General features: G+C 63.9%; 13 protein-coding genes. 4 read left to right on the top strand and 9 right to left on the bottom strand.

Translation table 11 applies throughout. The features are described 5' to 3' along the window. From glgB to IVB31_RS27630, 3 genes are read right to left on the bottom strand one after another with little or no spacing between them, the layout of a single operon-like run. Entirely contained in the window at window positions 1–2,139 is a 2,139-nt protein-coding gene (glgB, locus tag IVB31_RS27640) for a 1,4-alpha-glucan branching protein GlgB (protein ID WP_247330293.1), read from the bottom strand. Beyond that, on the bottom strand, window positions 2,132–5,422 hold the full coding sequence (gene treS, locus IVB31_RS27635) for a maltose alpha-D-glucosyltransferase (protein ID WP_247330290.1): 3,291 nt from the start codon (window positions 5,420–5,422) through the stop codon (window positions 2,132–2,134). Before treS ends, glgB begins: the two co-directional genes overlap by 8 nt. A gap of 10 nt (window positions 5,423–5,432) precedes the next feature. Continuing rightward, a complete protein-coding gene (locus IVB31_RS27630) occupies window positions 5,433–7,379 on the bottom strand; it encodes a maltotransferase domain-containing protein (RefSeq protein ID WP_247330288.1) in 1,947 nt (648 codons plus the stop codon). A 207-nt stretch (window positions 7,380–7,586) separates the two neighbouring features. On the opposite strand from IVB31_RS27630, the gene malQ reads away from it, so the two are divergent. Further along, window positions 7,587–9,548, top strand: coding sequence for a 4-alpha-glucanotransferase (gene malQ / locus IVB31_RS27625; protein ID WP_247330286.1), 1,962 nt, complete (start codon window positions 7,587–7,589; stop codon window positions 9,546–9,548). Window positions 9,549–9,577: 29 nt separating this feature from the next. Then, window positions 9,578–11,383: a glycoside hydrolase family 15 protein gene (locus IVB31_RS27620; protein WP_247330284.1), complete on the top strand. Its 1,806-nt coding sequence runs from the start codon at window positions 9,578–9,580 to the stop codon at window positions 11,381–11,383. Window position 11,384: 1 nt separating this feature from the next. Here the strand turns inward: IVB31_RS27620 and IVB31_RS27615 are convergent, their stop codons facing one another. Genes IVB31_RS27615 through IVB31_RS27590 form a run of 6 tightly spaced genes read right to left on the bottom strand, consistent with a single transcriptional unit; the run spans window position 11,385 to window position 18,894 of the window. Beyond that, on the bottom strand, window positions 11,385–12,197 hold the full coding sequence (locus IVB31_RS27615) for an HAD family hydrolase (RefSeq protein WP_247330282.1): 813 nt from the start codon (window positions 12,195–12,197) through the stop codon (window positions 11,385–11,387). 31 nt (window positions 12,198–12,228) lie between these two features. Then, window positions 12,229–12,759: a gluconokinase gene (locus IVB31_RS27610; protein WP_247330280.1), complete on the bottom strand. Its 531-nt coding sequence runs from the start codon at window positions 12,757–12,759 to the stop codon at window positions 12,229–12,231. Further along, window positions 12,746–13,495 (bottom strand): 6-phosphogluconolactonase, encoded by a 750-nt coding sequence (gene pgl, locus IVB31_RS27605; protein WP_247330278.1) that lies wholly within the window; start codon window positions 13,493–13,495, stop codon window positions 12,746–12,748. Before pgl ends, IVB31_RS27610 begins: the two co-directional genes overlap by 14 nt. Next, entirely contained in the window at window positions 13,495–15,006 is a 1,512-nt protein-coding gene (gene zwf, locus IVB31_RS27600) for a glucose-6-phosphate dehydrogenase (protein WP_247330276.1), read from the bottom strand. Before zwf ends, pgl begins: the two co-directional genes overlap by 1 nt. A 44-nt stretch (window positions 15,007–15,050) precedes the next feature. Then, window positions 15,051–16,031, bottom strand: coding sequence for a phosphogluconate dehydrogenase (NAD(+)-dependent, decarboxylating) (gene gnd, locus IVB31_RS27595; protein ID WP_247330273.1), 981 nt, complete (start codon window positions 16,029–16,031; stop codon window positions 15,051–15,053). Window positions 16,032–16,044: 13 nt separating this feature from the next. Further along, the gene (locus IVB31_RS27590; protein WP_247330271.1) at window positions 16,045–18,894 is read right to left on the bottom strand and encodes a bifunctional transaldolase/phosoglucose isomerase; all 2,850 of its coding nucleotides are present in this window, start codon (window positions 18,892–18,894) and stop codon (window positions 16,045–16,047) included. 322 nt (window positions 18,895–19,216) lie between these two features. On the opposite strand from IVB31_RS27590, the gene IVB31_RS27585 reads away from it, so the two are divergent. Then, window positions 19,217–19,879: an STM3941 family protein gene (locus tag IVB31_RS27585; RefSeq protein ID WP_247330269.1), complete on the top strand. Its 663-nt coding sequence runs from the start codon at window positions 19,217–19,219 to the stop codon at window positions 19,877–19,879. Between the two features lie 297 nt (window positions 19,880–20,176). After that, the gene (locus IVB31_RS27580) at window positions 20,177–22,120 is read left to right on the top strand and encodes a PrkA family serine protein kinase (RefSeq protein ID WP_247330267.1); all 1,944 of its coding nucleotides are present in this window, start codon (window positions 20,177–20,179) and stop codon (window positions 22,118–22,120) included. Window positions 22,121–22,137 lie beyond the last annotated feature (17 nt).

Below are 22,137 nucleotides of genomic sequence, written 5' to 3'. Positions count from 1 at the left end.
TCAGCTTTCCGGAACGAGGAAGATCGCGGCGAGCGGCGGAATGGTGAGGCGGAGCTCGCCATCGACGGCATGCACTTCGCCGATGTTGCCGACATTGCTGCCGCCGTAATGGGCGGAGTCCGAGTTGAGAACTTCCTTCCATTTGCCGCCGAAGGGCACGCGAACGCGATAGTTGCGATAGACGTTGGGTGAGAAATTGACGATCACGAGACATCGCGCGTGCTCGTCGAGTCCCTTGCGCAGCCAGGCGAACACGTTGCGGTTGGCGTCGTCGGTGATCAGCCATTCGAAGCCGGCCGGGTCGCAATCCATCTGGTGCAGGGCGGGCACGGCGCGATAGAGCCGGTTGAGGTCGCGGATCAGGGACTGGATGCCGGAGTGGGTCTTGTGCTCGAGCAGGTGCCAGTCGAGCGATTGGTCGTGATTCCATTCGCGGCTTTGCGCGATCTCGGCGCCCATGAACAGCAGCTTCTTGCCGGGATGGCCGAACATGAAGCTGTAATAGGCGCGCAAATTGGCAAAGCGCTGCCATTCGTCGCCGGGCATGCGCCCCAGGATCGAGCGCTTTCCGTGCACGACCTCGTCATGCGACAGCGGCAGGATGAAGTTTTCCGAGAAGGCGTAGTGCAGGCCGAACAGGATGTCGCCGTGATGATGCTTGCGGTGGATCGGATCCTTGCTGATGTAGTTCAGCGTGTCATGCATCCAGCCCATGTTCCACTTGTAGCCGAATCCGAGCCCGCCGAATTCGACCGGGCGCGAGACTTGCGGCCAGGCGGTAGACTCTTCGGCGGCCGTGGTCGTCTGCGGGAAGCGGGCGAAGATCTCCGTGTTGGCGCGGCGCAGAAACGCGATCGCCTCGATGTTTTCGCGGCCGCCATATTGATTCGGGATCCACGCGCCCGGAGGCCGGCTGTAATCGAGATACAGCATCGACGCCACTGCATCGACCCGCAGCCCGTCGATCGCGTAGCGTTCCAGCCAGAACAGCGCGTTAGACACCAAAAAATTCGTCACTTCGGTGCGGCCGTAATTGTAGATCAGCGTGCCCCAATCGAGATGGCGGCCCTGCAGCGGGTTGGCATGCTCGTACAGCGAGGTGCCGTCAAAGCTGCCGAGGCCGTGCGGATCGTCCGGGAAGTGACCGGGCACCCAGTCGAGCAGCACGCCGACGCCCTCGCGGTGGCACGCATCGACCAGCGCGGCAAAATCCTCCGGCGTGCCGAAGCGGCTGGTCGGCGCATACAGGCCGGTCGGCTGATAGCCCCATGAACCGTCGAAAGGATGCTCGCTGACGGGAAGGAATTCGAGATGGGTGAAGCCCATGTCGCGGGCGTAGGCCGGCAGCTGCTCCGCCAGCTCGCGATAGGTCAGCCATTCGTCGCCGTTCTTGCGCCGCCATGAGCCGAGATGAACCTCGTAGATCGACATCGGCGCCGACAATGCGTTGATGCCGTCGGGTGCCGGCCGCGGCCGCGGCAGGTGCGCCTCGTCGAACACGATGGACGCCGTCTTTGGCCGCACCTCGCTCGCGAACGCCATCGGATCGGACTTCAGCGGAAGCTGATGGCCATGCGGTCCGATGATGTCGAACTTGTAGTGGTCGCCGGCCTTGGCGTGCGGGATGAACAATTCCCAATAGCCGGCGCCGCGCACCCGCATGGAGTGCCGCCGCGCGTCCCAGAAATTGAAGTCGCCGACCACCGACACGCGCCGCGCATTCGGCGCCAGCACCACGAAGCCGATGCCGTCGATGCCTTCGAGCCGCATCGGATGCGCGCCGAGCTTGTCGTAGAGGCGCTGGTGAGTGCCTTCGCCGAGCAGATAGAGATCGAAATCGGTCAGGATCGGCGGGAAGCGATAGGCATCCTCGAATTCGACGACGTTGTCGCCGAACTTCGCGCGCAGCTGGTAGCGCTTCGAGCCGTTCGGGAGGGCGCCGATGAACAGGCCGGACTCATGGACGCGGTCGAGCTTCGCCACCTCGCCGTGCTCGCCGACGGCCTCGACATTGGAGGCCTCGGGGAGAAACGCGCGCACCACGCTCTTGCCGCCCTCGGGATGCAGCCCGAGATAGTGGAAGGGATCGGAGTGGCGGCCCTCGATGATCGCGTAGGCCTCGGCTGGGAGTTTAGGCATGGACTTCGCTCTCATTGGACAGAATGCGAAGCAGTCCGGACAGCGGCGCGTGGAGCCCCTCAGGCCGGTGGGACAGCTCGTACTCTACTTCGTCGAACGCTTGATCAAGCAGGAAAAACCTTAACAGGCCAGCCGCAGATTGCCGATCCTCCGGCCACAGTCGCCGATCGGTCATGGCTTCCCGGTAGGCGGTGAGGAAGGTGGCGGCGGCGCGCTCGCGCCATTCGCCGAGCGCAGCCGTAAGCCGGCCCTGCTCGTCGGAGGCGCCAGTGAGCGCGCGGTTGAGCGCCGCGTTAACTGAAAGATCAATCGAGCGGATCAGGCCGGCGACGTCGCGCGCGGCAGGCAGCTTGCGCCGCTTGTCGGCCAGCGGCAAACGCGGATCTCCGTCGAAGTCGATGATGAAGATATCGTCCTTCACGATCAGAGTTTGCCCGAGGCGGAAGTCGCCATGATGACGGATGTTCAGCCCGCCGATCCCGGATGGCAAGAGCGCATGCAGCCGGCCGGATAGGGAGCTGCGCAATGCTGCGAGCTGATCGACCAACGGCCGGTCCGCTTCCCGCAAGCTTTCGCTTCTATCGTCCAGCCCCTCGAAAACCCGCTCGGCCCGGGCCTTGAGGTCGGATGTCCACCGCTTGACGTGTGCGGAGGCGATCGGATCGGGGGCCAGATCATCGGGCTTTGCGGCGGCGAGAGCCACGTGCAGCTCTGCGAGCCGCCGTCCGATCTGTGCCATGAAGTGCAGATAAGGCGCTTGCTCCTGGGTCTCACGGGGTATCTCGCCCGGCGGCAGCACTCGCTGCTCGTCGATATAGCGGTCGAGATAACCCGCGGTGACGGCCCAGCCGTCGCCCTGATTCTCGACATAGGCGTGCAGCACGCCGAGCGCGCTGCGATGATCGCCTTCGACCAGCTCGACGCTGCCGAGCAGCGCCGGCGTGTTGGCGAAGCGGGCGGTTTCGGTGAGGTAGGAGCCAATCTCGATCTCGGGGTTGATGCCGCCCTCGAGCTGGCGATAGATCTTGGCGACATATTGGTTGTCGACCAGCGCGGTGCTGTTCGTCTGCTCGATCGCGCGGATGCGTTCAGGCTCCTTGATGGTGTAGTCGGCGAACCGGCTGGTGGCCTTGAACTCCAGCCGCAGATTGTTCTCCTCCACCACCAAATTCTGCGACAGGTTGCGCAGGAAAAGGCCGATGAAGATCTGCTCGGTCGCGACGTCGAGCAGCGTCCCTTCGCGCGCACCCTGGCGCACGGCGGCGAGCGCCTTCGGATTGAAGCGTTCTCGGTCGAAGCGCACCCACTCGATCTGCATCGGCAGCACGTAACGCGTCGTGACGTCGTGCTTCGCCGCCTCGAAGACCGCGATCCAGGGCCTGTTGTCGCCGATGTCGCAGAACGGCACCGCCGAGGTCAGCGTGGGCTTGATGTGCTTGGGATTGTGCTCCGGATACCAGCGCGTGCGCGACAGGAATCCCGGCAGCACCTCGTGCTCGAACACGCCGCGCTCGCGCGCCAGCGACACCCAGGTCGAGTTCACCGGCACCACCAGCGTCTCGAATTCCGGCACCGCGCGCGGCGTGACCGGCTCGGACTTGTCGCGCTCGGTGAGCTGGAACCAGTAGAAGCCATAGGGCCCCAGCGTGACCATGTAGGGCAGTTCGCCGATCGCCGGAAAACGCGTGCGGCCGAGCATCTCCTGCGGGATGCGGTCCTTCCAGGGCGACAGATCGAGCTCGGTCGCCTGGGCCGCGCGCGACAAATTGGCGACGCAGAGGATCACCTCGTCGCCGTACTGCCGGACATAGGCCAGCACGGCGCGGTTGGCCGGGCGGATGAAGGTCATGGTGCCGCGGCCGAAGGCGAGCGTCGACTTGCGCACCGAGATCAGCCGCTTGGTGGCGCTGAGCAGAGAGGACAGGCTGCGCGACTGCGCCTCCACGTTCACCGATTCGTAGCCGTAGACCGGATCCATGATCAGCGGCGCGTAGAGGCGCGCCGGGTCGCAGCGCGAGAAGCCGCCATTGCGGTCCGGGCTCCACTGCATCGGCGTGCGCACGCCGTTGCGGTCGCCGAGATAGATGTTGTCGCCCATCCCGATCTCGTCGCCGTAATAGATGATCGGCGTGCCGGGGAACGACAGCAAAAGCGAGTTCATCAGCTCGATCTTGCGCCGGTCGTTGTCCATCAGCGGCGCGAGGCGCCGACGGATGCCGACATTGATGCGGGCGCGTGGATCGTTGGCGTAGGTGGTCCAGAGATAGTCGCGCTCGACGTCCGTCACCATTTCCAGCGTCAGCTCGTCATGGTTGCGCAGGAACAGAGCCCATTGGCAGCTCGCCGGAATGTCCGGCGTCTGGCGCAGGATGTCGGTGATCGGGAAACGGTCCTCCTGCGCGATTGCCATGTAGATGCGCGGCATCAGCGGGAAGTGGTAGGCCATGTGGCATTCGTCGCCGCGGCCGAAATATTCCTGTACGTCCTCCGGCCATTGATTGGCCTCGGCCAGCAGCAGCTTGCCCTTGGAGTAGGAATCCAGCTCCTGGCGCAGGCGCTTGATGATCGCATGCGTTTCCGGGAGGTTCTCGTTCGAGGTGCCCTCGCGCTCGCAGAGATAGGGAATGGCGTCGAGGCGGAATCCGTCGACGCCGGCGTCGAGCCAGCGCTTCATCACCTGGATGAGGGCGCTGACGACGCGCGGATTGTCGAAATTGAGATCCGGCTGGTGCGAGAAGAAGCGGTGCCAGTAGAAGGCGCCGGCCTCGTGATCCCAGGTCCAGTTCGACTTCTCCGTGTCGGTGAAGATGATGCGCGTGCCCTGGTATTTCTGGTCGGTGTCGCTCCAGACATACCAGTTGCGGGCGCTCGACCCCGCCGGGCTGCGGCGCGCGCGCTTGAACCAATTGTGCTGGTCCGAGGTGTGGTTGACGACGAGTTCGGTGATGACGCGCAAGCCGCGCTTCTGCGCCTCCTGGATGAAGCGCTTGAAATCCTTCATCGTCCCGAAATCGGGATTGATCGAGCCGTAGTCGCCAATGTCGTAGCCGTCGTCGCGACCGGGCGAAGGATAGAACGGCAACAGCCACAGCGCGGTGACGCCGAGCTCCTGGAGATAAGGCAGCTTCTCGGTCAGCCCGGCGAAATCGCCAATGCCGTCATGATTGCTGTCGGCGAACGCCTTGACGTGGAGCTGGTAGATGATCGCGTCCTTGTACCAGAGCTCATCCACGATCTCGGCAGCCTCGGCTTTCTTGGTGTCGACCGAAGACAATACGTTCATGGCGTGATCCTTACGCCAGGCAGCGGAACAGCAGCGCCGGATCGCGGTCGGGATCGATGCGCAATTTGATCCCGCCCCATTCGATGCGGGACTGTTCGCCGGTGAGGAGATTTTCGAGTGCGGTGACGGGGCGGCGCGCGCCGCCGATTTCGATGGTGAGCTCGCCGAGCGGCAGCCAGAATTCGCGCGCATGGCGCGAGAGGGCGATGACCGCGACGACGGTGTTCGCGGGATCGGCGGTCTGTTTGGCGAACGCGATCGTCTCGCCGTCCTCAATGCCGAGGAAGCACAGGTTCGCCGTCTGTCGAAGCGCCGCATTTTCCTTGCGGATGCGATTGAGCTCCGTGATGTAGGGCTTGATGTTGCCGGGCTTGTCCCAGTCGCGCTGCTTGATCTGGTATTTCTCGGAGTCGAGATATTCCTCGCAGCCGGGGATCGCGTCGTGCTCCAGCAACTCGAAGCCGCTGTAGACGCCGTAATTGCCCGACAGCGTCGCGGCCAGCGCAACGCGCGATTTGAATGCCCAGGTCTCGCCGCCCTGGAGATGATAGGGCAGCAGGTCGGGCGTGCTCACGAACAGGTTCGGCCGGTAGAAGTCGCGTTCCGGATAGCGCGTCAGTTCGCCCAAATATTGCTCCAGCTCCCACTTCTCCGTGCGCCAGGGGAAATAGCTGAAGGATTGCGCAAAGCCGAGCTTGGCAAGGCCCTTCATCAGCTTCGGCCGCGCAAACGTCTTGGAGAACAGGACCACCTCGGGATGCCGCCGGCGGATGTCGCGGATCAGCCACTCCCAGAACGGCAGCGGCGCGGTGTCGTGATTGTCGATGGCGAAGATGGTGACGCCATGGTCGATCCAGAACAGCATGGCGTCGCGAAACCCGTTCCACAGTCCGGCCCGGTCGACGGACATGAAATCGGGGATGACGATATCGGAATAGGGCCCGTCAGCCGTCCGCACCGAGCGGTCCGGTCGCCATTTGAACCATTCCGGATGCTGCGTCAGCCAGGGATGGTCCGGCGAGCATTGCACGGCGAAGTCGAGCGCGAGCTCGAGGCCGTATTCCAGGCAAGTCGCGACCAGCGCGCGGAAATCCTCGATCGTGCCGAGGTCGGGATGCAGTGCGTCATGCCCGCCCTCGGAGGTACCGATCGCATAGGGCGAGCCGGGATCGCGTTCGGTCGCGACCGGCGCGTTGTTGCGGCCCTTGCGGCGGGTGCGGCCAATGGGATGGATCGGCGTAAAGTAGAGCACGTCAAAGCCCATCGCGGCGATATCGGGCACGCGCGCGATGCAGTCGCGGAGCGTGCCATGCTGGCCGGGGATTTGGCTCTGGCTACGGGGCATCATCTGATACCAGGCACCAAAGCGCGCCTTGTCGCGGTCGACGAGGAGCGGGAAGGGCGCAGAGCGAGTGAGGTCGGGCCGCGACTGGCTCTCGGCCATGGCTTCGCCGAGCTCGGTTGCCAGCAGCGGGGCGACGTCGCCGGTCTGAAGATAATCCTCGCATTGCCTGACGATGACCGCTGCGGCGTCCTGCCGCGCGCCATGCGCCTTGGTCAGGAGGCCGGCACCCTCGATCGCATCGAGACTGATATCCGCACCGGTGCGCCGCTTGCGCGCGATCCCGTGCGACCAGGTGGCGAATTCGTCGGTCCAGGCTTCGATCGCATAGACATATTGCCCGGGCTCGACGGGCGTGAAAGCGCCGGACCAGCGGTCATCGCCGTGAGGGATCATCGGCTCGCTCCGCCATTCGCGCTCCTGCTCCTGTCGCCAGATCAGCGCCGCACTCACCACGGCGTCGCCGTCGCGATAAATGTCGGCCCAGACATCGACCCGTTCGCCGGCGATCCGCTTCACGGGGAAGCGGCCGCCGTCGATCACGGGATAGACGTCCTCGATGCGGAAAGCGCTGCCGGCTGCGGCACTCTCGACAGTTTGAATTGTCTTGTTCACGGTGATGCCATTGACAAGAAAGCAGGAGCCCGTTTCCCTTGTCGGGAACCTACGCTTGATACCCTATATAGAAAGCCGCTTGTGTGTCATTGGTTCCCCTGGGAACAGCAGGCATAGTTTGCGAGTTAACCCCGACTAACCTATTCCGCGACCACGTTAAATCGATGCCCCCCGGGCCAGAGACTGGCTTTGCAAGCTGCGTGCCGAATGGATCTTTTAGCTCAAGCCCGGATCAAGGGCGTTCAATCCGAATTCGTCGATGCCCTCGGAAAGCTGCGGGTCACGGATCCCGTGGCCCTCAAATCCATCCTCGACGCCCTGCCGGAGAAGCGGGTTTACCGCTTCGTCAGCGGGCCCGTGGTGGTCCGTGCCTTGGGACATCCGCGCACCGAATTGGTGACGATCGGTGCGCCGCCGCTCAAATGGAAGATGACCGGCAACGCCAATGTGATCGCGCAAGGCGAGACGCGCGAGCCGGTGATTGCCTGGCCCGCCGGCCTGCCGCTCGGCTATCACCGCCTGACGCTGACCGATGCCGGAGGCGTGAGCGAAGAGGTGCCAATGATCGTGGCGCCCGAACGGGCCTTCGGCGGCGATTTCGACCGCGGCTGGCTGCTTGCCGTGCAGCTTTACAGCGTCCGCTCCGACCGAAATTGGGGCATTGGCGATTTCACCGACCTTGCCGATCTCGTCCGGCTCGCCAAGCAGTTGGGGGCCGACGGCGTCGGGCTCAATCCCCTGCACGTGTTGTTCGACGACCATCCGGCCGATTGCAGCCCCTATTCGCCGAACAGCCGGCTGTTTCTCAATCCGCTTTATATCGACGTCGAGGCGATCCCGGAGTTTTCCTTCGATCTCGTCCCCGACGCGGCCGCGACCGCCGCGCGGCTGCGTGAAGGCGACCGCGTCCCCTATGCCGACATGGCGGCTTTGAAGTGGTTGGCCTTGCGTGCCGCCTTCGACAGCTTCGTGAAAAGCGCGAGCGGTGTCCGCCGCAACGAGTTCGACGCCTTCCGCGCGGCTCGCGCGCCGCTGTTGTCCCGTTTTGCCTGTTTTGAGGTGTTGCGCCATCGCTTCACGACGCCGTGGTGGGAATGGCCGGTGGAATGGCAGCAGCCGGACGAGGCGAAATGCGCCGAGCTGCGCAACGGTCCCCACAAGCACGACGTCGAGTTCATCGAATTCGTGCAATGGACGGCCGATAGCCAGTTGCATGCGGCCAAGGAGCTGGCCGGTCAGCTCGGCATGCGCGTCGGCCTCTATCTCGACGTCGCCGTCGGCGTGCAGTCCAACGGCTTCGATGCCTGGAACGAGCAGGGGGCGATCTCCCGCCATCTCGCCGTCGGCGCGCCGCCCGACGTGCTCAACACCATCGGCCAGGACTGGGGCCTCGCCGGCTTCAATGCCGGCGGCCTGGAGGCGCAATCCTTCGTGCCATTCGCCGATATGCTCGCAGCTTCGATGCGCCATTCCGGGGCTATCCGTCTCGATCACGTCCTGGGCCTGAAGCGGTTGTATCTGGTGCCGCGCGGCTTCAAGCCCGACAACGGCGCCTATGTGCAGATGCCGTTCGAGGCGCTGCTGGCGACCGTGGCGCGCGAGAGCGCGGCCCATAAGTGCATCGTGATCGGCGAAGACCTTGGCACGGTGCCGGAAGGTTTTCGCGAGACCATGCAAGATTTCGGCATCTGGTCCTACCTCGTCATGATGTTCGAGCGCGACGATTCCGGTCACTTCCGGCCCGTCGATCACTACCGGCCCAACGCGCTGGTGACGCTGAACACCCATGATTTGTCGACCTATGCAGGCTGGCGCTCCTTCAGCGATCTCAAGATGAAACTCTCGCTCGGGCTCGATCCCGGCGAGGACAGCCAGGCGCGCTGGGATGCGCTCGGCAGGCTCGACGAGATCCTGCGCCAGAACGGCATCAACGCCAACGACCTCTATTCGGTGCTCGCCTTCCTGTCGCGCACGCCGTCACGGCTGCTCGCGGTGTCGCTGGAGGATCTGCTCGGCGTGATCGACCAGCCCAACATTCCAGGCACGATCGACGAGCATCCGAACTGGCGCCAGCGGCTGCCGGTGACGCTCGACAAGATCGCTTCGAAGATCGATCTCGCAGCTTTGAAGGCCGCCACGCGGGAACGCTCGTTGCCCGGCGGGCGTTGAGCGCCGCCATTTCCAGGGTTCGAACGACATTGTCTCAGAAGATCGAGGATTATGCGCTGATCGGCGACTGCGAGACCGCAGCGCTAGTCGGGCGCAACGGCTCGATCGACTGGCTGTGCTGGCCGGCCTTCGATTCCGACGCCTGCTTTGCCGCGATCCTCGGCACCCCCAAGAACGGCCGCTGGCTGATCGCGCCAAGCGAGGACGTCACAGCCATTTCGCGCCGCTATCTCGGCGACACCCTCATCCTCGAGACGCGCTTCGAGACGGAGAGCGGCACCGTCGCGTTGATCGACTTCATGCCGCCGCGCGGCAAGGCCTCGGACATCGTGCGGCTGGTCCGCGGCGTCAGCGGTTCGGTGAAGATGCGGATGGAGCTGGTGATCCGCTTCGGCTTCGGCGTCGACATTCCCTGGGTGCGGCGGATCGATCATTCGCTGCTGGCGATCGCGGGTCAGGACATGACCGTGCTGCGCACGCCGGCCGAGACCCGTGGCGAGGACATGACCACGATCTCCGATTTCGAGGTGAAGGCCGGCGAGACCGTGCCGTTCGTGCTGACCTACGGTCCCTCGCATGTCGATCCACCGCCGCCGATCGACCCCGAGATCGCCCTCCAGGAGACCGAAAAATTCTGGCAGGAATGGAGCGGCCGTTCGACGCATAACGGCGATTATCATGATCTCATCATGCGCTCGCTGATCACGCTGAAGGCGCTGACCTTCGGCCCCACCGGCGGCATCGTCGCGGCGCCCACCACCTCGCTGCCGGAAAAGCTCGGCGGCGCCAGGAATTGGGACTACCGCTTCTGCTGGCTGCGCGACGCCACCTTCACGCTGCTGGCGCTGATGAACTCCGGCTATACCGAGGAAGCCCTGGCGTGGCACAATTGGCTGTTGCGCGCCGCGGCCGGCTCGCCCGCGAACATGCAGATCATGTACGGCATCTGGGGCCAGCGGCGGCTACTGGAATGGGAGGCGGGCTGGCTCGACGGCTACGAGGGCGCGCAGCCCGTGCGCGTCGGCAATGCCGCGCATGCGCAGCTCCAGCTCGACGTCTATGGCGAATTGATCGACGCCTTCCATCAGTCGCGGATGGCCAAGCTCAAGCTCGACGACGAAACGACCTGGGCCCTGGAATGCAACGTGCTCAATCATCTCGCCGAGGTCTGGGATCAGCCCGATCATGGCATCTGGGAACGGCGCGGCCAGCCGCGACACTACGTCTTCTCGAAGGTGATGACCTGGGTCGCGTTCGACCGCGCTATCAAGAGCGCCGAGACCTTTGGCTTCAAGGCGCCGCTGTTGCATTGGCGGGCCTTGCGCGAAGCCATCCATCGCGACGTCTGCAACAGGGGATTTGACGCGGAGGAGAATGCCTTCGTCGAGTCCTACGGCTCAAAGCTGCTCGATGCCAGCGTGCTGCTGCTGCCGGGTGTCGGCTTCCTGCCGGCGGAGGACCCGCGCATCCGCGGCACCATCGCGGCGGTAGAAAAGCACATGATGCGCGACGGTTTTGTCTTGCGGCACGATCCGCGCGAAACATCTGACGAGAAGCAGCCGATCGAGGGTGCATTCCTCGCCTGCACCCTGTGGCTGGCCGATGCCCATGTGCTGGCCGGCGATCTCGACAAGGCGCAGATCCTGCTCGACCGCGTGGTCGGAATTGCGAACGACGTCGGGCTATTGGCGGAGGAATATGATTCTGTTGCGCGCCGCCAGACCGGCAATTTCCCGCAGGCGCTGACCCATATCGCGCTCATCAACACCGCGCACAATCTGTCCGCCGCAAGGCAGGAGTGCGATAAGCCGGCGATGCAGCGGTCGAAGCCGTGACTTAAGCGGCGCCATTCCGCGTCAAGATCATCTCCATCGCCTCCGCAAAACCATCCTGCTCGTTGGTTGCGGTAACGTGGGTGGCCTGCGCCTTGACGCTGTCGGTGGCATTGCCCATGGCGACCGAGGTGCCGCTGACACGGAACATCGCGAGGTCGTTCTGCATGTCGCCGATGGTGACGACCGCGTCGGTCGAAATGCCCAAACGCTTGGCCATCGCCCGCACGAACGTGCCCTTGTCGAAGCCGGGCGGGGTGATGTCGAGATAATAGGTCTGCGAACGCACCGCCGTGGCCTCGCTGCCGAGCGCCTCCTGCATCGCCTTCTCGCAACGCTCGAGGCCCGCAGCATCGGCGCTGGCGCCGACGATCTTGCAGGCGCTGGCGAGATACGGCGAAAAATCCGTCACGATGGTCGGATCGGAGCGGATCGTGTGCTGCTCGTGCGCGACGTATTTGCCGTTGGGATTATCGATCAGCCATTTGTCGGTGGTGAACAGCCAGATGTCGGCGCCGAATTCGCGGAGGATCTGCAGGGACCGCTCGGCGGCGCTTGCGGGGATGAGGTGCTGCTCGACCGGGTTCATCTCGGGATCGACGATCGAGGAGCCGTTGAACGGGCCGACCGGCAGCCACAGCGCCAGCGGCTCGATCAGGAAGCGCATGCCGATCGCGGGGCGGCTGGAGGTGATGGTGAAGCCGATGCCGGCCTGGTGCAGCCGCTGCACCGCGGACCTGGCGCGTTCGGTCAGAAGCTTGTCCTTGGTCAGCAGCGTGCCGTCGACATCGGAGACCACGAGTGAGATTTTCGTCATGGCAGGACCTTAAGGTTCGGGTTTCGTGGCCTCAGCGTTTGGCCCCGCCCAGTTTCAGCTGCCGCACCACGCCGTCCACGATCGCCTCGACGGATTCGTCGATCGAGACGGTGATGACGTGCTCGCTCGCCTCCGGCGGCTCCAGCGTCGTGAACTGGCTTGTCAGCAGACCGGGCGGCATGAAGTGCCCCTTGCGGTGCGCGAGCCGCTCGGCGATCAGCTCCCTGGTGCCCTTCAGGAAGACGAAGCGAACGTCGTTGCGCCCGCGCAGCAGCACGTCACGATAGGTGTGCTTCAGCGCCGAGCAGGCGATGATGATATGCTCGCCCTTGTCGCAGACCCCAGCGATCTCGTCGGCGATCGCGTTGAGCCAGGGCCAGCGGTCTTCGTCGGTGAGGGGATGGCCTGCCCGCATCTTCTCGACATTGCTGGCGGGATGGAAGCTGTCGCCGTCCTCGAACCGCCAGCCCAGACGTTTGCCAAGTAACTCCGCAACCGTGCTCTTGCCCGAGCCAGACACGCCCATCACGATCAATGCACAAGGTGCTTCAGCGCCCGCCACGAATTCCCTCCGGAAGCGCGGCCTGGTCGACCAGCCAGACGGTCTCGCCATTCGATCGCGCGCGCACGGCCGGCAGAGTCTCGCCATTGAGCAGGCGCGTCAAGATCGGCTGCTTGTCGTGCCCGGCAATCTCGAACAGCATTTCGCGGCAGGACGCCAAAGCGGGCAGGGTGAGCGAGACCCGCGGCACGAAGGGGGCAACATTGGCCTTGGGGACCCCGACGACCCAGCGTCCGGTCTCCTCGATTTCGGGATAGCCCGGGAAGAGCGAAGCGGTGTGGCCGTCCGGGCCCGCGCCCATCAGGACGAGATCGAACAGCGGCCGTGCCGGATCAAGGCTTTCGGCGCCGTAGAACGCGTGCAACTCGCGCGCATAGGCCTCGGCGCTCCGATCCGGGTTTTCAGTCGTGGTCGGGATCGCATGGATGTGGCCGGAGGGCGCGTTGCGATCGAGAAAGGTCTTGCGCGCGACCGTCATGTTGTTGAGAGGATCGTTTTCGGGCACGAAGCGCTCGTCGCCGATGAACCAGTGCACGCGCTCCCACGGGATTTTCTCGCACCAGGCGCCGCTGCCAAGCAACTGATAGAGCTTCTTCGGGCTGGAGCCGCCGGTGAGGCAGATCGCGATCCGACCGGAATTGGCGGCGATCCGCGCCATCACCCGTTCGGCTGCGGCCCGCGCGAGGGACTCGGCGTCCGCCTCGACGATCAGCTTCGGCTGTCCGGCTGCGGCCATCACGTAAACTTCCGCCAGCTTCGCCCGTCGCGCCGAAGCAACTCGTCGGCACAGGCGGGGCCGTCGCTGCCGGCTTGATAGGTCTCGATGCCGTTGGTGCCTGCGTTCTTCCAGGCGTCCAGGAACGGCTGCACCGCCTGCCACCCGGCTTCGACGCCGTCGGCGCGCTGGAACAGGATGTTGTCGCCGATCATGCAGTCGTAGATAAGAGTCTCGTAGCCGGTCGAGGGGTCGGCCTGAAAATAGTCGCCATAGCGGAATTTCATCTCGACGCCGTCGATGGTGATGCTCGGTCCCGGAATTTTAGCGTTGAACTGGAGCTCGATGGTCTCGGTCGGCGCGATGCCGATGGTGAGGAAGTTCTGCGAGAGCCGGTCGACCGCCGTGCCCGAGAACATCGACAACGGCGCCTGCTTGAACTTGATGGCGACCTCCGTGCGCTTGTGGCCCAGGGCCTTGCCGGTGCGCAAATAGAACGGCACCCCGGCCCAGCGCCAATTGTCGATCATCAGCTTCAGCGCGACATAGGTCTCGGTGGTGCTGCCGGGCCTGACGTCCTCGGTCTTGCGATAGTCCGGAATCTCGTCGTCGCCGATGCGCCCCGAGAGATATTGCGCGCGAACCGAACTCTTCAGCGCGTCCTCCTGGCTCGGCTGCTGGATCGAGGTCAGAACCTCGGCCTTTTCGGAGCGGACGGAGTGGGCGTCGAAACGCGCCGGCGGCTCCATTGCGACCAGCGACATCAGCTGGAACAGATGGTTGGGCACCATGTCGCGCAGCGCGCCGGTGGCGTCGTAGAAGCCGCCGCGATGGCCAACGCCGAGCTTCTCCTCGACGGTGATCTGGATGTGGTCGATGTGGTTGCGGTTCCAGATCGGCTCGAACATGCCGTTGGCGAAGCGCAGCACCAGGATGTTCTGCACCGTCTCCTTGCCGAGATAGTGATCGATCCGGTAGATCTGGTGCTCCTCCATGATCTTCAGCAACTCGGCGTTCAGCGCGCGCGCCGAGGCGAGGTCGGTGCCGAACGGCTTTTCGATCACCAGTCGCCGCCAGGTGCCGTTCTCCTTCATCATGCCGGTGCGGCCGAGCTCGCGCGCGGTCGGCGCGAACGCCGCCGGCGGCGTCGCGAGATAGAACAGGCGGTTGCCGCCGGTGTCTTGCGCGCATTCGAGCGCATCGAGATGTTCGCGCAAGCGATCGAAGGATGGCGGGTCTTTGGGATCCGCTTCGACGAAGCTGACGCGCTCCAGGAGTTTCTTGGCGACGACGTCGTCCACGGAGCGGGTCGCAAACTCACGCAGGCCTTTCATCAGGCTGTTGCGCAGCTCGTCGTCCGACATGGCCTTGCGACCCACGCCGACGACGCAGAATTTCTCCGGCAACATGTGTTCGGCAGCAAGATTGTAAAGTGACGGCATCACGAGGCGGTGCGTGAGATCGCCGGTGACACCAAAAATGACGAAGGCGCAATTTTCCGGCTTGCGCTTTGACTGCTGGTCTTTGGTCACGAATGATTGGCCTTCGCTTGTGGACTTCTTCTTACCCGGGCTTCTTATTTCGGCTTCGGCTCCTTGTGGCCGCCAAAACCCGCGCGCATCGCGGAGAGAATTTTCTCCGCGAAGGTGTGTTCCTGGCGGGAACGGAAGCGTGCGTAGAGGGCCGCGGTCAGGACTTCGGCCGGCACGGCCTCGTCGATCGCAGCGTTCACCGTCCAGCGTCCTTCGCCGGAATCCTCGACGAAGCCGGAATATTCCGCCAATGCGGGGCTGTCGGCGAGTGCAGTCGAGGTGAGGTCGAGCAGCCAGGACGGGATCACGCTGCCCCGCCGCCACACCTCGGCGATGTCGGCGAGGTCGAAATCGTAGCGGTGATCGGAAGGCAAGGCCTCGATATTGGCGTTCTTGAGGATGTCGAAACCTTCGGCATAGGCCTGCATCAGGCCGTATTCGATGCCGTTGTGGATCATCTTGACGAAATGCCCGGCGCCGACCGGGCCGGCATGAATGTAGCCCTGCTCGATGCGGGGATCGCGCCCTTCACGTCCCTCGGTGCGCGGAATGTCACCTGCCCCGGGTGCGAGCGCGGCGAAGATTGGATCGAGCCGGTCGACCACCTGCTTCTCGCCGCCGATCATCATGCAATAGCCGCGGTCGAGGCCCCAGACGCCGCCGGAGGTGCCCACGTCGACATAGTGGATGCCGCGCGCCTTCAGCGCCTTGCCGCGACGGACGTCGTCCTGCCAGAAGGTGTTGCCGCCGTCGATGATGACGTCGCCTTCCTGCATCACGCCCGCGATCGTGTCGATCGTCGTCTCGGTGATGCGGCCCGCCGGCAGCATCACCCAGGCGGTGCGCGGCCGCTCGAGCTTCGAGATGAACTCTTCGAGCGTCGCGGAGCCTACCGCGCCATCTGCGGCAAGGCCCGTGACGGCCTTGGCGTCCTTGTCATAGACCACGGTCGTATGGCCGTGGCGCATCACGCGGCGAACGATGTTGCCGCCCATCCGGCCGAGGCCGATCATGCCGAGTTGCATCTGAGAGATTCCCTTAATTCAGCGCGTCGTTGAGCGCCGCATTGAGCGCCGCGAGACCTTTCTTGAGCCCGCCTTTCAGGTGGACCCGCAGCGCGCGTCGGCCGCGCTCGGTGAGCACGTCGAAATCGCCGCGCGCCTGCGCCGCCTTGATGATTCCGAAGCTGGCCTTCTGGCCCGGCACCGGAAGATCCTTGGCATCGTCGGCGGTGATCTGGAGGAACACGCCGCTGTCGGGCCCGCCCTTGTAGGCCTGCCCGGTCGAGTGCAGGAAGCGCGGCCCGAACTCGGCGCAGGTCGCGACGTGCCGCTTCTCGCGCACTTCGAGCCGCATGGTCTGGAGTGCGTCGATCGTCGCCTTGTCGCGCGTGATGTAGCCGAGCAGGGCGACATAATCGCCATGGTCGGAGCGGGACAGATGCGCCTTCAGCCACGAGGTGAGGTCGCCGTTGGCACCCGCGGCGCGCAGTGCCGCGGCATTGGTCTCGTCGGTGTAGAGATCGGCGTCTGCGGTACTGACCACGGGCTGTTCGGCCGGCAGTGCGCCGGTCTTTTCGAACGACGCGGTGAGCTCGCGGGTCTTGATCTTGGCCGCTTCCACGTCCGGCTGGTCGAACGGATTGATGCCGAGGATGCTGCCTGCCACGGCCGTTGCCATCTCGAAGCGGAAGAACTCCTGGCCGAGATGGTCGATCGACTTCATCACGATGCGCACCACGGGATGGCCGGCCGCTTCGACTGCGGCAAGCTTGGAGTCATGGGCGGCGTCCGCCTCGCCCTCGATTCGGATGTCGATGAAGAGCCGGTCGTTGCCGTAGACCGCGGGTTCGCCCAGCGGCTCGCCGTCGATCGGGATCAGGCCCTTGCCGTCCTTGCCGGTCGATTCCGCGATCAGCTGTTCCGCCCAGGCGCCGAAATCGGCGATCTTCTTCGACGACAGGATCGTCACCTTGTCGCGGCCTTCGAGCGCCGCGAGGCCCATGGCAAGGCCGAGCTGCACGCCCGGGTTCTCGCTTGGCGGCACGTCCGGTCCGCAGGAGCGGGCCATCGCGAGCGCGTGCTTGACGAAGGTCTTGATATCGATGCCCGCGGTTGCCGCCGGCACCAGGCCGAACGGCGAGAGCACCGAATAACGTCCGCCGATCGAGGGCTCGCCGTGGAAGATGCGCGCATAGTTCAGCGTCTTCGCCGCCTTCTCCAGCGACGAGCCGGGATCGGTGACCGCGATGAAGCGATGGCCCGTCTTCACCGTCGGCCCGACCGCCTGCGCGACGCGCTCATGGAAATAATCCTTCATCGCGTTCGGCTCGGTGGTGCCGCCTGATTTGCTCGACACGATGAACACGGTGTTGGCGATGTCGATCTTCGCTTCCATCGCCCGCACCTGCGCGGGGTCGGTGGAATCCAGCACATGGAGCTTCGGGAAGCCGGCCTTGCGTGCGAACGTCTCGGCCAGCACCTCGGGGCCAAGGCTCGATCCGCCCATGCCGAGCACGACCGCGTCGGAGAATTTCTGGCCCTTCACACGGCTGGCATAGTCCTCGTAGTCGGCGACGTCGGCCTTGGCGGCGCTGTCGAGCCAGCCGAGCCATTTGTCCTCATCGCTGCCGGTCCAGACCGATTTGTCGCGCTGCCACAGCCTGCGGATCTTTGCCGATGCGCGCCATTCCTCGGTGCTCTTGGCCACGGCCTTGCCGAGCCCGTCGCCGAGCGAGAGAAGCTGGCGGTCGATCGCGGGGCCGAGCACGGTGGCGCGCTTGTGGGCGACCGCGCCATAGAGCTTGTCGGCGGCGTCGGCGAACTGCTTGACGCCGTCCTTGACGAGCTCCTCGGTGATGGCATCGAGCGAGACGCCGGAACGCTCCAGCTCTTCCAGCACGCGGCGGGCATCGTCGACATTTTCTTCCAGGCTGTCGCGCGCCTTGCCGTGGTCGCGGAACGCATCGAGCGTCGCCGGCGGCACGGTGTTGACGGTGTCGGGGCCGATCAATTCCTCGACATAGAGGACGTCGCTGTAGTCCTTGTTCTTGGTGCCGGTCGAGGCCCACAGCATGCGCTGCGGCTTGGCGCCCTTGGCCGCGAGCTTCTCCCAGCGGGGACCGGAGAACAGGCGCTTGTAGTCCTGGTAGGCGACCTTGGCGTTGGCGATCGCGACCTTGCCCTTGAGCGCGGCGAGCCGTTCCTTCTCGCTGGGATCGTTGGCGCGGGCGATCTTTTCGTCGAGCTGCTTGTCGACCACCGAATCAATGCGGCTGACGAAGAAGCTCGCCACGCTCGCGACGTGCGAGGGGTCGCCGCCACCTGCGACGTATGTCTCCAGACCGGCGAGATAGGCCTCGGCGACTTGCAGATAGACGTCCCTGGAGAACAGCAGCGTGATGTTGATGCTGATGCCGTCGCCGATGAGCGTTTCGATCGCCGGCAGGCATTCTGGGGTCGCCGGCACCTTCACCATCAGGTTCTTGCGGTTGACGTCCTTCCAGAGCCGGCGCGCCTCGACGAGCGTGCCTTCAGTGTCCAGTGCCAGATAGGGCGAGACCTCCAGGCTGACATAGCCGTCGCCGCCCTTGAGGCGGTCATAGACCGGGCGCAGCACGTCGGCGGCGTTCTGGATGTCCTCGACCGCGACAGCCTCGAACAGGTCGGCGACCGACCGATCGCCGCGCTTCAACGCTTTGCCGATCGGCGCATCGTACTCGTCCGAACTGCCGATCGCCTTCTCGAAGATCGATGGATTGGAGGTGACGCCCTTGACGCCGTCGGTGTCGATCAGCCGCTTCAAGTCGCCCTTGGCGATGAAGCCACGGGCCAGGAAGTCCAGCCAGACGGCTTGTCCGTGCTTTTCCAGTTCTTTGACGGGATTCATGATGCTTATTTATCTCCAAGCCTGCGGGCGAGGGGTTTCCGCGCCGGTCCTGACGCGCTATCCTCTAGCTTACATGCTTCCTTGAGGGAACCAATCAAGGGTATGTGCGTCATACCCTCCAGTGTAACTCCGTCGCGATCATGGCGATCCCGGCAGAGGAAGCCGAGTTGCGTAAAAAGTCGTTGTTGGCCGTGAGGAATCGGCCGGGACTTCGTTGCGTAACGTCAGCTACCTCGCCTCGTCGCTAGTGGCTGCGCGGAGTACCATCAGCGGATTCCGCTCCGCCTGATGCATTGCCCGATACTTAGTGGCTCGGTCGCAAATGGCCATGCTGGGGGAAAGCATGCTCGCACATCATGACCGCCTGGTGCCCACCGTCGCCGACAGCCCGCAATTGCTTACGCCCGCCGGATGCGTCGATGCGACCCACGATCTCGAAATCGATCCATGCAAGACCCAGCTGCGGCTGCTCGTCGCGGCGGGTTTCGCCATGACATTGCTCAGCGCGAGTCTGGCCTTCGCTTGGTGGGGCGGCATGAGCGACTACGATACCGCGATGGGCTATGCGGGCGTCGCAGTGTTCGGTCCGATCACCTGCTGGCTGGTCTGGATGCTCCCCGCCGAACGGGGGCCGGTGGTGATCGTCACCCCCTATGGCATCCGCGATCTCCGCATCGGCAATGAATTTCTGTTGTGGGACTCGATCGTGGAGATTTCGGCCGAAGAACGCCGCGGGCACAAGATGATCGTGCTGACGCCGACGCCGGCCTTGCAGCGGCAGCTTTGCACCATCCGCGCCTTGGCCCGTTGTACGCAGGACGATCGGCAGAACGGTCGGATCGTCATCCGGGCGGAGGGTCTGGCGACCGATTTTGAGACATTGCTGCGCGCTTGCCGCGACTGTCACGCCGCCCGCAGTCCGCACACTGCATTGCAGCAGAAAGATGAACGGCGGATGCAAGGCCTCGCCGTACAAGCGTCATAAGATCGCCGCTCGCGGATCGCTATAGTGCGCCGCCGGATTGGCTCATCCCCGGTATTGCCCGGATGTTGCGACCAAGTGACATTTTCTGGAAATGAGCCAATATAGATAGAGATTCGCACAAATTACAGGCAGGTGCCTGTTCGTAACTCAACGAGTGCCTACGTTGTGCGTTGCGTCGACTCGGCACCCGGGTGTCCAATGATTGTCATGTGCTCACGCTGATTCGAAATGGCCTGAGGAACGGTCCGGTAACTGCTTTCGTTTCAGCTTGTAGCGGAACTCACGCGGAGAGGGATCATGTACAACGATTCTCTATTCAACGCTTTCGCTAAGTCGTTCGAGGCAAGAAGCCAGCACGACATGTCGATGGCGGAATATCTGGAATCGTGTCGAAGCGATCCCATGAAATATGCGAACGCGGCCGAACGACTGCTAGCAGCGATCGGTGAGCCCCAGACGATTGACACGGCCAAGGACCCACGCCTTGGCCGTATTTTTTTGAACCGCACGATCCGCACCTATCCGGCCTTTGCCGGCTTCTACGGCATGGAAGAAACCATCGAGCGCATCGTCGGTTTCTTCCGGCATGCGGCGCAGGGCCTCGAGGAGCGCAAGCAGATCCTCTATTTGCTCGGTCCGGTCGGCGGCGGCAAATCCTCGCTCGCCGAGCGGCTGAAGTCGCTGATGGAAGTGCATCCGATCTACGTGCTCAAGGCCGGCGACGAACTCTCGCCCGTGTTCGAGAGCCCGCTCAGCCTGTTCGATCCGGATCAGCTCGGCCCGATGCTGGAAGAGAAATACGGCATTCCGCGCCGCCGTCTCACCGGCCTGATGAGCCCGTGGTGCTACAAGCGACTGGAGGCCTTCGGCGGCGATATTTCCCAGTTTCGTGTCGCAAAAATCCAGCCGTCGCGGCTGCGCCAGATCGGAATCGCCAAGACCGAGCCTGGTGACGAGAACAACCAGGACATCTCCTCGCTGGTCGGCAAGGTCGACATCCGCAAGCTCGAGACCTACGCGCAGAACGATCCCGACGCCTACAGCTATTCCGGCGGCCTCAACCGCGCCAACCAGGGCGTGCTTGAGTTCGTCGAGATGTTCAAGGCGCCGATCAAGATGCTGCACCCGCTGCTCACCGCGACGCAGGAAGGCAACTACATCGGCACCGAGAACATCGGCGCGATCCCGTTCACCGGCGTCATCCTCGCGCACTCCAACGAAGCCGAATGGTCGAGCTTCAAGGCCAACAAGAACAACGAGGCCTTCATCGACCGCATCTGCGTGATCAAGGTGCCGTACTGCCTGCGGATCACGGAGGAGCAGAAGATCTACGAGAAGCTGATCCAGGGCTCCGAGCTGGCGGCGGCGCCTTGCGCGCCCTCGACGCTGGAGACGCTGGCGCGGTTCTCGGTGATGTCCCGCCTGCGCAAGCACGAGAATTCCACGGTGTTCGCCAAGATGCGGGTTTACGACGGCGAAAGCCTGAAGGAATCCGATCCAAAGGCGCGCAGCGTCCAGGAATATCGCGACGCCGCCGGCGTCGACGAGGGCATGGACGGTGTCTCCACGCGCTTCGCCTTCAAGATCCTGGCTGCCACCTTCAACCATGATCCGCAGGAAGTCGCCGCCGACGCCGTGCATCTGATGTACGCGCTGGAGCAGTCGATCAAACGCGAGCAGCTGCCCGAAGAAGTCGAAAAGCGCTACCTCGAATTCATCAAGGCGGATCTGGCACCGCGTTATGCCGAGTTCATCGGCAACGAGATCCAGAAGGCCTATCTCGAATCCTACTCGGATTACGGCCAGAACCTGTTCGACCGTTACGTCGATTACGCCGACGCCTGGATCGAGGACCAGGATTTCAAGGATGCCGACACCGGCCAACTGCTTGATCGCGAACTCTTGAACCAGGAACTGACGAAAATCGAGAAGCCGGCCGGCATCGCCAACCCCAAGGACTTCCGCAACGAGGTGGTCAAATTCTCGTTACGGTCGCGGGCCCAGAACGGCGGCAAGAATCCGACCTGGATCTCCTACGAGAAGATTCGCGAGGTGATCGAAAAGCGGATATTCTCCCAGGTTGAGGACCTGCTTCCGGTGATCTCGTTTGGGTCGAAAAAAGACGGCGAGACGGAGAAGAAACACGGCGAGTTCGTCTCACGCATGGTGGAGCGCGGCTACACCGAGCGTCAGGTTCGCCGGCTCGTCGAGTGGTACATGCGGGTGAAGCAGGCCGGTTGAGGCGGATGAGAAAGTGG

It is taken from the genome of Bradyrhizobium sp. 21 (assembly GCF_023073335.1).
In the GTDB taxonomy this organism is placed as follows: Bacteria; Pseudomonadota; Alphaproteobacteria; order Rhizobiales; family Xanthobacteraceae; genus Bradyrhizobium.
Note: the sequence above shows the minus strand (reverse complement) of the source record. Positions and strands in the feature narration are given on the sequence as shown.